The sequence below is a fragment of the Shewanella sp. P1-14-1 genome (assembly GCF_001401775.1).
Lineage (GTDB): Bacteria > Pseudomonadota > Gammaproteobacteria > Enterobacterales > Shewanellaceae > Shewanella > Shewanella japonica.
On sequence record NZ_LKTL01000006.1, the window covers coordinates 98,764 to 112,044 of the forward strand.

Annotated in this window: 11 protein-coding genes and 2 tRNA genes; 12 read left to right on the forward strand and 1 reads right to left on the reverse strand. The window is 42.0% G+C overall.

Going from position 1 to position 13,281, the window contains the following annotated elements; translation table 11 throughout:
* Window positions 1–16 precede the first annotated feature (16 nt).
* Window positions 17–3,241 carry a carbamoyl-phosphate synthase large subunit gene (carB, locus tag AN944_RS06030; RefSeq protein WP_055023701.1) on the forward strand — a complete coding sequence of 1,075 codons (3,225 nt, stop codon included), beginning with the start codon at window positions 17–19 and terminating at the stop codon, window positions 3,239–3,241.
* Window positions 3,242–3,507: 266 nt separating this feature from the next.
* A complete protein-coding gene (gene greA, locus AN944_RS06035; RefSeq protein ID WP_055023702.1) occupies window positions 3,508–3,984 on the forward strand; it encodes a transcription elongation factor GreA in 477 nt (158 codons plus the stop codon).
* Between the two features lie 152 nt (window positions 3,985–4,136).
* On the opposite strand, the gene yhbY is transcribed toward greA, so the two are convergent.
* Complete coding sequence (yhbY, locus tag AN944_RS06040; protein WP_055023703.1) at window positions 4,137–4,436, reverse strand: ribosome assembly RNA-binding protein YhbY; 300 nt, start codon at window positions 4,434–4,436, stop codon at window positions 4,137–4,139.
* A 90-nt stretch (window positions 4,437–4,526) separates the two neighbouring features.
* Between yhbY and rlmE the strand changes: the two genes are divergently transcribed.
* The 10 genes from rlmE to nusA all read left to right on the forward strand — a co-directional run bounded on the left by rlmE (window position 4,527) and on the right by nusA (window position 13,267).
* Window positions 4,527–5,156 carry a 23S rRNA (uridine(2552)-2'-O)-methyltransferase RlmE gene (rlmE, locus tag AN944_RS06045; RefSeq protein ID WP_055023704.1) on the forward strand — a complete coding sequence of 210 codons (630 nt, stop codon included), beginning with the start codon at window positions 4,527–4,529 and terminating at the stop codon, window positions 5,154–5,156.
* Between the two features lie 54 nt (window positions 5,157–5,210).
* On the forward strand, window positions 5,211–7,154 hold the full coding sequence (gene ftsH / locus AN944_RS06050) for an ATP-dependent zinc metalloprotease FtsH (protein ID WP_055023705.1): 1,944 nt from the start codon (window positions 5,211–5,213) through the stop codon (window positions 7,152–7,154).
* A 115-nt stretch (window positions 7,155–7,269) separates the two neighbouring features.
* Window positions 7,270–8,109 carry a dihydropteroate synthase gene (gene folP / locus AN944_RS06055; RefSeq protein WP_055023706.1) on the forward strand — a complete coding sequence of 280 codons (840 nt, stop codon included), beginning with the start codon at window positions 7,270–7,272 and terminating at the stop codon, window positions 8,107–8,109.
* A gap of 63 nt (window positions 8,110–8,172) precedes the next feature.
* A complete protein-coding gene (gene glmM, locus AN944_RS06060) occupies window positions 8,173–9,513 on the forward strand; it encodes a phosphoglucosamine mutase (RefSeq protein WP_055023707.1) in 1,341 nt (446 codons plus the stop codon).
* Window positions 9,514–9,688: 175 nt separating this feature from the next.
* Complete coding sequence (gene tpiA / locus AN944_RS06065) at window positions 9,689–10,471, forward strand: triose-phosphate isomerase (RefSeq protein WP_055023708.1); 783 nt, start codon at window positions 9,689–9,691, stop codon at window positions 10,469–10,471.
* A gap of 4 nt (window positions 10,472–10,475) precedes the next feature.
* Window positions 10,476–10,808 carry a preprotein translocase subunit SecG gene (gene secG / locus AN944_RS06070; protein ID WP_055023709.1) on the forward strand — a complete coding sequence of 111 codons (333 nt, stop codon included), beginning with the start codon at window positions 10,476–10,478 and terminating at the stop codon, window positions 10,806–10,808.
* Window positions 10,809–10,876: 68 nt separating this feature from the next.
* A tRNA-Leu gene (locus tag AN944_RS06075) sits at window positions 10,877–10,962 on the forward strand.
* A gap of 81 nt (window positions 10,963–11,043) precedes the next feature.
* A tRNA-Met gene (locus AN944_RS06080) sits at window positions 11,044–11,120 on the forward strand.
* A gap of 162 nt (window positions 11,121–11,282) precedes the next feature.
* Window positions 11,283–11,738, forward strand: coding sequence for a ribosome maturation factor RimP (gene rimP, locus AN944_RS06085; protein ID WP_055023710.1), 456 nt, complete (start codon window positions 11,283–11,285; stop codon window positions 11,736–11,738).
* Window positions 11,739–11,767: 29 nt separating this feature from the next.
* Window positions 11,768–13,267 carry a transcription termination factor NusA gene (nusA, locus tag AN944_RS06090; RefSeq protein WP_055023711.1) on the forward strand — a complete coding sequence of 500 codons (1,500 nt, stop codon included), beginning with the start codon at window positions 11,768–11,770 and terminating at the stop codon, window positions 13,265–13,267.
* Window positions 13,268–13,281: the final 14 nt, after the last annotated feature.

Consider the following 13,281-nt stretch of genomic DNA (forward strand, 5'->3'; position numbering starts at 1 on the left):
GGAGAAGATAGAAGCAATGCCAAAACGTACTGATATTAAAAGCATTCTAATCCTAGGCGCAGGTCCAATCGTCATTGGCCAAGCGTGTGAATTTGACTATTCGGGTGCGCAAGCGTGTAAAGCGCTGCGTGAAGAAGGCTATCGAGTTATTCTAGTTAACTCAAACCCTGCAACCATCATGACCGATCCTGAGATGGCCGATGCAACATATATCGAGCCTATTCATTGGGAAGTGGTACGTAATATTATCGCTAAAGAAAAGCCTGATGCGATTTTACCTACTATGGGTGGTCAGACTGCGCTTAACTGTGCACTTCAGCTTGAAGCTGAGGGTGTGCTAAAAGAGTTTAATGTCGAGATGATTGGTGCGACAGCTGATGCAATTGATAAAGCTGAAGACCGTAGTCGTTTTGACACCGCAATGAAAGCAATTGGACTTGAATGTCCACGTGCCGGTATTGCACATACAATGGAAGAAGCTTACGGCGTTTTAGACCAAGTTGGCTTCCCTTGTATTATCCGTCCGTCATTCACTATGGGTGGCAGTGGCGGTGGTATCGCTTATAACAAAGAAGAGTTTGAAGATATTTGTTCGCAAGGTCTTGAGCTTTCTCCTACCAGTGAATTATTGATCGATGAATCATTAATCGGCTGGAAAGAATACGAAATGGAAGTGGTTCGTGACCGCAACGATAACTGTATTATCGTGTGTTCTATTGAAAACTTCGACGCGATGGGTGTGCATACTGGTGACTCAATTACCGTTGCTCCAGCACAAACACTGACTGATAAAGAATACCAGTTAATGCGTAATGCTTCTTTAGCAGTACTGCGTGAAATTGGTGTAGAAACAGGTGGTTCTAACGTTCAGTTTGGTATTTGTCCAAATACTGGTCGTATGGTTATCATCGAAATGAACCCACGCGTTTCTCGCTCTTCTGCATTAGCATCTAAAGCAACGGGTTTCCCAATTGCGAAAGTGGCCGCTAAATTAGCAGTAGGCTTCACTTTAGATGAGTTGATGAATGATATTACAGGTGGTCGAACTCCTGCATCATTTGAACCTGCTATCGATTATGTTGTAACTAAAGTTCCTCGCTTTAACTTTGAAAAATTTGCTGGTGCGAATGACCGTCTTACAACACAAATGAAGTCTGTTGGTGAAGTGATGGCTATTGGCCGTACATTCCAAGAGTCTTTGCAAAAAGCACTGCGTGGTCTAGAAGTTAGTCGCACAGGCTTTGACCCAATTGTTGATATTGCGTTACCTGAAAGCATGCAGCAAATCCGTCATGAGCTTAAAGAACCAGGTGCTGACCGTATTTGGTATATTGCGGATGCATTCCGTGCAGGTTTAAGCCGTGATGAAGTGTTCAAGCTAACGAATGTTGATCACTGGTTCTTAGTTCAGATTGAAGACTTAATTGCGCAAGAAGCGAAAGTTGCTGAAGTGGGTATGTCAGGTCTTGATCAAGCATTCTTACTGAAACTAAAACGTAAAGGTTTCTCTGATGCTCGCCTAGCGCAAATCTTAGGTGTTAGCGAAACAGAAGTGCGTAAGATTCGTGACCGCTTTGATATGCACCCTGTATATAAGCGTGTTGATACCTGTGCTGCAGAATTTGCAACAGACACTGCTTACATGTACTCAACATACGAAGAAGAATGTGAAGCTGCGCCATCAAATCGCGATAAAATCATGATCCTTGGTGGCGGCCCTAACCGTATTGGTCAAGGCATTGAGTTTGATTATTGTTGTGTTCACGCAGCGTTAGCCTTACGTGACGATGGTTACGAAACCATTATGGTTAACTGTAACCCAGAAACGGTTTCTACGGATTATGACACGTCAGACCGCTTATACTTTGAGCCAGTAACCTTTGAAGATGTGCTTGAAATTGTTCGCATTGAAAAGCCAAAAGGCGTTATCGTTCAATATGGTGGTCAAACACCTCTAAAATTAGCACGTGCTCTTGAAGCGGCAGGGGTACCGATTATTGGTACAAGTCCTGATGCAATCGATCGTGCTGAAGACAGAGAGCGTTTCCAGCAAGCAATTCAACGCTTAGAAATGAAGCAACCTGAAAATGACACTGTAACAACAGTTGAAGGTGCGGTTATTTCTGCTGAGCGTATCGGTTACCCATTAGTTGTTCGTCCATCTTATGTACTTGGTGGCCGCGCAATGGAAATCGTGTATGACGAGCAAGACTTACGTCGCTATTTCAATGAAGCAGTGAGCGTATCTAACTCATCTCCAGTATTGCTAGATAGATTCCTTGATAATGCAATCGAGATTGATATCGATGCGGTATGTGATGGCGAGATTGTTGTCGTGGGCTCTATCATGGAGCACATTGAGCAAGCGGGTGTTCACTCAGGTGACTCAGGTTGTTCTTTACCTCCTTACAGTTTAAGTGAAGATGTTCAGAACCGTATGCGTGAGCAAGTTGCTAAATTAGCAATGGAGCTAGGCGTTATTGGTTTGATGAACGTGCAATTTGCTGTTAAAGACGATGAGATCTACATGATTGAGGTTAACCCTCGTGCTGCTCGTACAGTTCCATTTGTCTCTAAAGCAACGGGTGTACCATTAGCGAAAATCGCTGCACGTGTGATGGCTGGTCAATCTTTAGCTGAGCAAAACTTTACTAAAGAAGTGATTCCACCGTACTTCTCTGTAAAAGAAGTGGTATTACCGTTCAACAAGTTCCCTGGTGTAGACCCAATGCTTGGCCCTGAGATGCGCTCAACGGGTGAAGTTATGGGTGTAGGTGAAACTTTTGCTGAAGCGTATGCAAAAGCACAACTAGGTGCGACAGCTGAAGTACCAAAATCAGGTCGAGCATTATTATCTGTACGTAACAGTGATAAAGAGCGTGTTGCCGAGCTTGCTGCTAAGTTAATTGAACTTGGTTACCAAATCGATGCTACACACGGTACTGCCGTGATTCTTGGCGAAGCAGGAATTAACCCTCGCTTAGTTAACAAGGTACATGAAGGACGTCCTCATATTCTTGACCGTATTAAGAATGATGAGTACACCTACATTGTTAACACGACTGAAGGTCGTCAAGCAATTGAGGATTCTCGTCAAATTAGACGTGGTGCACTTCGCTACAAAGTGAATTACACGACAACGCTTAATGCTGCTTTTGCTACTTGTTTAGCACATTCAGCAGATGACAGAAATAATGTGAATTCGGTACAAGAATTACATGAGCGAATCGCTAAAAATTAATTTTATTTAATTTATTGATGATTTGATTAAAAAGGCTGCATTCGTGCAGTCTTTTTTATTACTATTTTTTGACAGTCAGTAGTAAGTATTCTCAAGTTTATGTAAGCTTAAGGCATCATCATTAGATGCATCCTCAACGCAAGACACCGCATCATTTAGACTTATTGTTATAAAGATCGTGCGCTATGCGAATTAATCGAGATTTAACTGTGTTGGTTTTGTACCAGCACGGGGTGCTTTTGTTTTTAAAGGAGACATAAGACATTATGAATACCGTCCCTATGACGATTATCGGAGCTGAGCAGCTGCGTAAAGAATTAGACGAATTAAAATTTGAACGCCGCCCACAGATCACTTCTGCTATTGCAGAAGCACGTGAATTGGGTGATTTAAAAGAAAATGCTGAATACCATGCTGCTCGAGAAGAGCAGGGAATTTGTGAAGCTCGTATTCGTGATATTGAAGGCAAGCTATCAAATGCCCAAATCATCGATGTGACCACGATGCAAAATACTGGTCGTGTTATTTTTGGTACAACAGTCACCATTTTAAATATTGATACTGATGCAGAGTCAACCTACCGTATCGTAGGTGATGATGAAGCGAATATTAAAGAGAATTTAATTTCAGTAAATTCGCCAATTGCCCGTGGACTGATTGGTAAGAGTGTCGATGATGAAGTGGCTATTACAACGCCAGGTGGCACAGCAGAATATGAAATTACGGCTGTTGAGTACATCTAAGCCAGAATTAATATCAATATTAATTACGACTTAAGATTGATATTTTATAGTAATAAAAAAACCACTGATTAACAGTGGTTTTTTTAGGTCAAAATGAACATTTGAATCGTATTGAAGCAATATGAACATTTAAACCGAGTTGTTTGACGAAATTACTTTGCTTTTGGAATGGCAACTTTCATTTCAGCAGACTGACGGAAAATAACTAAGGTGTGTCCGATAAGCTGTATTTTGGTTGATTGAGTTTCGCGAATAATCGCGTCAACGACAGCATTTTTAAGCTCTCTATCAGAAGAGCCTACTTTCACTTTTATTAGTTCATGATGAGTGAGTGCACTATCAATTTCAGCCAGCACACCTTCGGTCAAACCATTAGCACCCAGCAGCACCACTGGCTTAAGATTATGCGCTAAGCCTTTTAAATGCTGTTTTTGTTTGGTTGTTAAGTTCATTTGTACCAACTTTTTGAATGTTACTGTTGAAAAACGGCTATTCTACCCTTATATAAGCTTTATGTAACTCCAAATCGTTACGGAATTTAAATGGCAACGAAAAAACGTTCGGCAAGTTCAAGCCGATGGATGCAAGAACATTTTGACGATCATTACGTTAAACTGTCACAAAAGCGAGGCTTACGCTCTCGAGCTGCATTCAAGTTGGAAGAAATCCAACAGAAAGATAAATTGATTAAACCAGGTATGACAGTGGTTGATTTAGGTGCAGCGCCTGGTGGCTGGTCACAGATTGCTGTTAAATTGGTTGGAGAAAAAGGCAAGCTTGTTGCCTGTGATATTTTACCAATGGATCCAATTGTGGGAGTTGACTTTTTACAAGGTGATTTCCGTGAAGAGAAAGTACTTGATGCTTTACTTGACCGTGTTGGTGAGGATAAAGTGGATGTAGTGCTTTCTGATATGGCGCCTAATATGAGTGGTTCAGACGGTGTGGACCAACCTAGGGCGATGTATCTTGTTGAATTAGCATTAGATATGTGTCATCAAGTATTGGCATCTAATGGTAGTTTTGCAGTTAAAGTCTTTCAGGGGGAGGGCTTTGATGAATATATGAAAGCAGTTCGACAAGCTTTCACTACAGTTAAAACACGAAAACCAGATTCATCGCGACCACGTTCACGTGAAGTGTATATAGTGGCGACTGGTTACAAGTTATAGTAGTCTAACGATTAATTATCGTGGGTCTTTAAGAGGTCTAGAAATTTGAGTGACATGGCAAAAAATTTAATTCTCTGGGTTGTCATCGCCGTTGTGCTGATGTCAGTTTTTCAGGGTTACTCCCCCTCTTCTTCGTCATCGCAGAAGATGGATTATTCCGTATTCTTAGATAGTGTCCGTAATGGCAATATCAATTCGGTTGAAATTAAGAGTGATCAACGAACTATTGAAGGGATCAAGCGTTCTGGAGAGAAGTTCACCACTATTATGCCAATGTATGACCAAGATTTAATTAATGATCTTGATCGTAAAGGGATTTCAATGAAAGGGCAGGAAGCTGAAGAGTCTAGTTTCTTAACCCAAATTTTCATTTCTTGGTTCCCAATGCTGCTATTGATCGGTGTATGGATATTCTTCATGCGTCAAATGCAAGGCGGTGGTGGTAAAGGCGCAATGTCATTTGGTAAAAGTAAAGCCAAATTGATGAGCGAAGACCAAATTAAAACGACTTTTGGTGACGTTGCAGGTTGTGACGAAGCTAAAGAAGACGTGAAAGAATTGGTTGATTACTTAAAAGAACCGACACGTTTCCAAAAATTGGGTGGTCGTATTCCGACGGGTGTGTTACTTGTGGGCCCTCCGGGTACAGGTAAAACCCTACTTGCTAAAGCCATTGCTGGTGAAGCTAAAGTACCGTTCTTTACTATTTCTGGTTCTGACTTCGTTGAAATGTTTGTCGGTGTTGGTGCATCTCGTGTACGTGACATGTTTGAGCAAGCGAAAAAGTCAGCACCTTGTATTATCTTTATCGATGAAATCGATGCCGTAGGTCGCCAACGTGGCGCTGGTGTGGGTGGTGGTCACGATGAACGTGAGCAAACATTGAACCAAATGTTGGTCGAAATGGATGGTTTTGAGGGTAACGAAGGTATCATTGTTATCGCTGCAACTAACCGTCCAGATGTTCTTGATGCTGCTTTATTGCGTCCGGGCCGTTTTGACCGTCAAGTGGTTGTAGGTTTGCCAGATGTCCGTGGTCGTGAGCAAATTCTTAAAGTTCATATGCGTAAAGTACCTCTAGCTGATGGTGTTAAAGCCAGTGTTATCGCTCGTGGTACACCAGGTTTCTCTGGTGCTGATCTCGCTAACCTTGTTAACGAAGCTGCACTTTTCGCAGCACGTGGTAATCGCCGCGTCGTTGGTATGGAAGAGTTTGAAAGCGCAAAAGACAAAATCATGATGGGTGCAGAGCGCCGCACTATGGTGATGTCGGAAGAAGAGAAAGAAATGACGGCTTATCATGAAGCAGGCCATGCGATTGTTGGGTGTTTAGTGCCAGAGCATGATCCAGTTCATAAAGTCACGATTATCCCTCGTGGCCGAGCATTAGGTGTAACATTCTTCTTGCCTGAAGCGGATGCTATCAGCCAAAGTCGTCGTAAACTTGAGAGTCAAATCTCGGTAGCTTATGGTGGCCGTCTAGCTGAAGAGCTCATTTATGGTGGTGAGAAAGTATCGACAGGTGCATCTCAAGATATTAAATATGCTACATCGATTGCCCGTAACATGGTGACACAGTGGGGCTTCTCTGAGAAGTTAGGTCCTGTTCTGTATGCGGAAGATGAAGGCGAAGTGTTCTTAGGTCGCAGCATGGCGAAATCTAAGAATATGTCTGATGAAACTGCTGGCATGATTGATCAGGAAGTGAAGCACCTTATTGATACTAACTATGAGCGTGCACATACATTCCTGACTGAAAATATGGATATCCTTCATTCAATGAAAGATGCATTAATGAAGTATGAAACCATTGATGCTGAACAAATTGATGATCTTATGAATCGACGTGATGTTCGCCAGCCTGCGGATTGGCAAGCGGATGATTCAATGGATGACCAAGATAAAGGCACTCCGGTTAATACCGATTCAGTAGCCGAAGAGTCAATAGAAGATAAGCCTGATGTTGAACCTAAAACAGATGAATCTACAGCAAAATAACTAGCTGTATTTTTGAAATAAAAAACCCCGAAAGGGGTTTTTTTATATTTATTGTACTAGTGTCATAATTAAGTCATATTGCTGGTGTGGCACTTTTTAATGTAAGTGAGGTTGTGTGTTTGAGTTGAAGTCTGGCGATAAAATATTATCGTTATCTAGCCCTATCGTAATGGCAATTATCAATGTTACCCCTGATTCTTTTTCTGATGGTGGTCAGTTTTCTACGTTCGAAAATGCCTGTAAACAGGTTGATAAAGTCATCGAAGAAGGTGCGACCATCTTGGATATTGGTGGTGAATCAACTAGGCCCGGTGCAACTGATGTATCAGTTGAAGAAGAATTGGCTCGTGTGATCCCTGTGATTGAGTATGCGGCTAAACATCCTGATATTTGGATTTCAATCGATACGAGTAAACCAGAAGTGATGGAGAAAGCGGTCGCTGCAGGCGCGCATATTATTAACGATGTCCGCGCTTTACAAGCACCTGGCGCAGTCGCGATGGCGACTAGCTTGGATGTGCCTGTATGCTTAATGCATATGCAAGGTAAGCCTGAAACAATGCAAGATAACCCAAGTTATGACAATGTTATTCAACAAGTTGTCGATTTTTTATCATTACGCATTGATTATTGTGTTGCAGCAGGTATGCCTCGCGAAAATATTATCATTGACCCGGGTTTCGGTTTTGGGAAAACCTTAGCGCACAATTATGAGCTATTGGCAAAATTACCTGAACTTCATAGCATGCACCTACCTGTACTTATCGGCCTTTCTAGAAAGAGCATGATTGGCGATTTACTGCAGCGAAATGTAGATGAACGACTCGCTGGTAGTCTTGCTGGAGCAATGATTGCGGCGCAACAAGGCGCGCAAATTTTACGAGTACATGATGTAAAAGAAACCGTCGATGCGTTAACGGTTATGTCAGCAACCATGGCGAGTTTACATCAATAAAGTGATATAACCTGTTAGTTTAGCTGATTGAGTTAGTGTGAATTCACTTAATGTGAGGTACTAATGCAACAACGTAATCTATTTGGCACGGATGGAATTAGGGGAAAAGTTGGCGCAGGCTTCATGACCCCTGAATTAGCTTTAAAATTAGGTTGGGCTGCAGGCAGAGTGCTTTCACGCAGTGGGACAAAGAAAATTATTATTGGTAAGGATACCCGCATTTCCGGGTATCTTTTCGAATCAGCATTAGAAGCTGGTTTGTCTGCAGCAGGACTTAATGTTTTGCTCGTTGGCCCAATGCCTACCCCGGCAATTGCTTACCTTACTAGAACGTTTAGAGCTGAAGCGGGAATCGTTATCAGCGCTTCACATAATCCATATTATGATAATGGCATTAAATTCTTCTCTGCTGACGGCAGTAAGTTAGATGACAAAATAGAATTGGAAATTGAGCATGAGCTGACTAAGCCTATGCAATGTGTTGAGTCACACCTACTCGGTAAGGCGGCTCGAATTGATGATGCCGCCGGTCGATATATTGAATACTGCAAAGGCCACTTTCCGGCAAATCTGACTTTAAACGGATTAACTTTAGTCGTCGACTGTGCTCATGGTGCTACCTATCATATTGCACCCAATGTATTTAAAGAGTTAGGTGCCAACGTGATTACCATTGGTGATAAACCCAATGGATTAAATATTAATGATAAAGTTGGAGCAACTTCCATGGCGGCTATTTGTGAAGCCGTTATCAATCACAATGCAGATGTGGGAATAGCACTCGACGGTGATGGTGACCGTATCATGATGGTCGATCATCAAGGCAATATTATTGATGGTGACCAAATATTGTATATTCTTGCTCGAGATGCGATCAAACAAGGTGAATTGCAAGGCGGAGTTGTGGGGACCTTGATGTCAAATCTTGGATTGGAAGTCGCATTGAATGAGTTAGATGTACCGTTTGTTCGTTCAAATGTTGGTGACCGATATGTCATGGAGCTTATGCGCCAAAATAACTGGCGTATCGGCGGTGAAAATTCAGGTCATATTCTTAATTTAGATCATGGTACGACTGGTGATGGTATCGTTGCTGGGATATTAGTATTAGCAGCCATGCAATGTGCCAACAGCAAGCTTGCTGCATTAGTTGCCCCTCTAGAAATGTACCCGCAAGTATTAATTAATGTCCGCTATCACGTCGACAAAAAGCCATTAGAATCAAAACTTGTGCGCTCTGTTCAGACAAAAATTGAAAAGCTATTGGGTCAAAATGGGCGAGTACTTATACGAGAATCAGGCACAGAACCCTTGATAAGGGTGATGGTCGAAGGTAAAAATGATGTTCAAGTCACGGCTTTTGCAAACGAAATTGCCGATGTAGTCAAAAGCGTGGGTTTGTGACAAAGTTCGGTATACAATCATTTAGCGTTTTTATTTATTATTAACTTATTTAATATCTTAGCTCAGCGAATAAAAAAACATCATTCCGTCAAGTTATGATAAATATTCCTGAGTTAGCTATTGTAAGTTGTTTGGCGGTTCGTTATCATTCACGCCGCTTTCAAAGGAGACAGTAATGGCACTCAGACGTCCTATGGTAGCTGGCAACTGGAAAATGAATGGCAGTGCAGCGTTAGCTCAAGAGTTATTCAGCAAGTTTGCTACAAAGCTCCAAAATGATTCTGCTGAAGTAGTTTTATGTCCACCTTCAATTTATCTTGAAAGTGTTAGACAACTACTTGAAGCAAATAAGCAAACCTTAGATGGTGCGCTTGTAAGAATGGGCGCACAAAACCTAAGTCAACATGACTTCGGTGCCTATACTGGTGAAATTTCCGGTAAAATGCTAAAAGATTCAGGATGTCGATATGTGATTATCGGCCATTCCGAACGTCGTAGAATGTACGGCGAAACAAGTAATATCGTTGCAGAGAAATTCGCTGCAGCACAAAAACATGGTCTAACGCCTATTCTTTGTGTTGGTGAATCAGGTCCAGCTCGTGAAGCAAGACGAACTTTTGAAGTCATTGCTGAAGAGTTAGACATTGTGATCGAAAAGAATGGCACCATGGCTTTTGATAATGCCATTATCGCTTATGAGCCTTTATGGGCTGTAGGCACTGGTAAAAGTGCAACTCCAGAGCAAGCGCAAGAAGTTCACGCGTTTATTCGTAATCGACTCTCTGAAGTATCTCCATTTATTGGAGAGAATATTCGCATTTTATATGGTGGTAGTGTTACCCCATCGAATGCTGCTGATATATTTGCCCAACCAGACGTAGATGGTGGATTGATTGGCGGAGCTAGCTTAAACTCTAGCGAGTTTTTAAGTTTATGTTCCATAGCGATGAGCGCATAATATTATGTATGAAGTTTTAATTGTTGTTTACTTGGTTGTTGCGATTGGTCTAGTAGGACTGATTTTAATTCAACAAGGTAAAGGCGCAGATATGGGTTCTTCTTTTGGTGCTGGTGCATCAGGAACTCTATTTGGCTCAAATGGTTCAGGTAACTTCCTGACCCGTAGCACCGCTGTTTTAGCGATTGGTTTTTTCGCATTAAGCCTTATTTTAGGTAACTTAAGTGCAAACCACTCTAAAAAAGATGATGCTTGGAATGATTTAGGTTCTGCAGTAGAGCAAGTTGAACAAGCTCCTACTCAGGCTGAAACCTCAGAATCAGAAATTCCTGACTAAATTATTGCCTCCAATTGGCAAAAAACTAGTAGTGATTGCTTTAGCTAACTAGTGTAAAAAGTTTGAATGCGGATGTGGCGGAATTGGTAGACGCGCCATCTTGAGGGGGTGGTGAGCTATGCTCGTGTGGGTTCAAGTCCCACCATCCGCACCAAAATTTAATTAATCAGCCTCAAGTTAACACTGATTAATTATTGCAAGCAAAGACGTAAGTTAATATAATTGCGCAAGTTGACGCGGGGTGGAGCAGTTTGGTAGCTCGTCGGGCTCATAACCCGAAGGTCGTCGGTTCAAATCCGGCCCCCGCAACCAGCTTATTATTTATTTCTTATTTCTAAGGATAAATAATTAAAAGGTTCTATATTTAAGACCTCGTTATTACGGGGTTTTTTGTTATATGGAGCTTAGTAACTCCGTGATTTCACGGACTTTCTTGGGGCTATTTGCCCTTTTTTTCGTTTTTGGGGGTCATTTTTGGCAACATTAGAAACTAAACTGACAGAAATGCTGACAGTACCTGTTGAAGCGTTAGGTTTTCAACTTTGGGGTATTGAGTTTGTCCATGCAGGGCGTCATTCAATATTACGTGTATTTATTGATGGTGAAAACGGTATCAATATTGAAGATTGTGCTGAAGCCAGCCGCCAAGTTAGTGCTGTTCTAGATGTTGAAGACCCAATTTCGACAGAATACACACTAGAAGTTTCATCGCCAGGTGTAGATAGACCACTATTTACGGCTGAGCAATACGCTGCTTATATCGGCGAAGATGCAAAAGTACAGTTAACGATGCCTGTTGCAGGTAGTCGTAATTTAAAAGGTGCTATTACGGCAATTGAAGGGCAAATGCTGACAATTACCGTTGATGGTGAAGATTTGATTGTGGCTTTAGATAATGTGCGTAAAGGCAACATTATTGCGAAGTTTTGATAGTTTCAAGGTGAACGAGGCAAGACATAATGAATAAAGAGATTCTGCTAGTCGCAGAGGCGGTATCCAATGAAAAAGCCGTCCCACGCGAGAAAATATTCGAAGCGCTAGAAATTGCTCTAGCCACAGCAACTAAGAAAAAATACGAAGGCGAAATTGAAGTTCGCGTTGCTATTGACCGTAAAACGGGCCACTACGACACTTTCCGTCGTTGGATGGTTGTTGATGATCAAGGCGAAGCTTTAGAAAACCCTTATAGTGAAATTACACTTGAAGCTGCACGTTTTGAAAATCCCGAAATTCAACCGGGTGAGTTCATCGAAGATGAAATCGATTCAGTTGTTTTTGACCGTATTACAACGCAAACAGCGAAGCAAGTTATTGTACAAAAAGTACGTGAAGCTGAACGCGCGCAAATCGTAGAGCAGTTCATCGAAAGAGAAGGTGAAATTGTTACTGGTGTTGTCAAGAAAAGCACCCGCGAAAGTGTCGTCGTTGATTTAGGTAATAACGCAGACGGTGTGATTTATAAAGAAGACATCATCAGTCGTGAATCTTTCCGCCCTGGTGACCGTGTTCGTGCATTACTTTATGCCGTTCGCCCAGAAGCTCGTGGCGCGCAACTATTTTTAACCCGTAGTAAGCCTGAGATGATCATCGAGCTATTCAGAGTAGAAGTACCTGAAATTTTAGACGAAATGATTGAAATCATGGGCGCAGCACGTGATCCAGGCGCTCGCGCTAAGATTGCAGTGAAAACTAACGATAAGCGTATCGACCCAATCGGTGCTTGTGTTGGTATGCGTGGTGCACGTGTTCAAGCTGTATCAAATGAATTAAGCGGTGAGCGTGTTGATATCGTTATGTGGGATGACAATCCTGCACAATACGTGATCAATGCAATGGCACCAGCTGATGTTGCTTCAATCATTGTTGATGAAGACAACCACTCAATGGATATTGCTGTTGAAGCAGATAGTTTGGCACAAGCAATTGGCCGTAACGGTCAAAATGTTCGTTTAGCTACTCAACTAACAGGTTGGGAACTTAACGTGATGACCGTTGAGGAGCTAAACGCTAAGCATCAAGCTGAAAGCGCTAAAGTGATTAGCTTGTTTGTTGAAACATTAGACGTTGACGAAGATTTTGCAACCGTTCTTGCTGAAGAAGGTTTCACTTCTTTAGAAGAAATTGCATACGTACCAGAAGCAGAACTGTTAGAAGTTGACGGTTTTGATGAAGATATTGTTGCTGCCTTGCGCGAACGTGCCAAAGCAGCGATTTCGACTCGAGCATTAGCAACGGAAGAAGCACTTGATGGTGCAGAACCGGCTGCTGATTTATTAGCGTTAGATGGTTTAGAAAAGCATTTAGCATATGTTCTTGCAAGTAAAGGTGTGTCGACCTTAGAAGACTTAGCAGAACAAGGTATTGACGATTTAATCGATATTGAAGAATTGACAGAAGAAAAAGCAGGTGAGCTCATCATGGCTGCCCGTAATATCTGTTGGTTTGGCGAAGAAGCATAAGTCGATCAACAGGG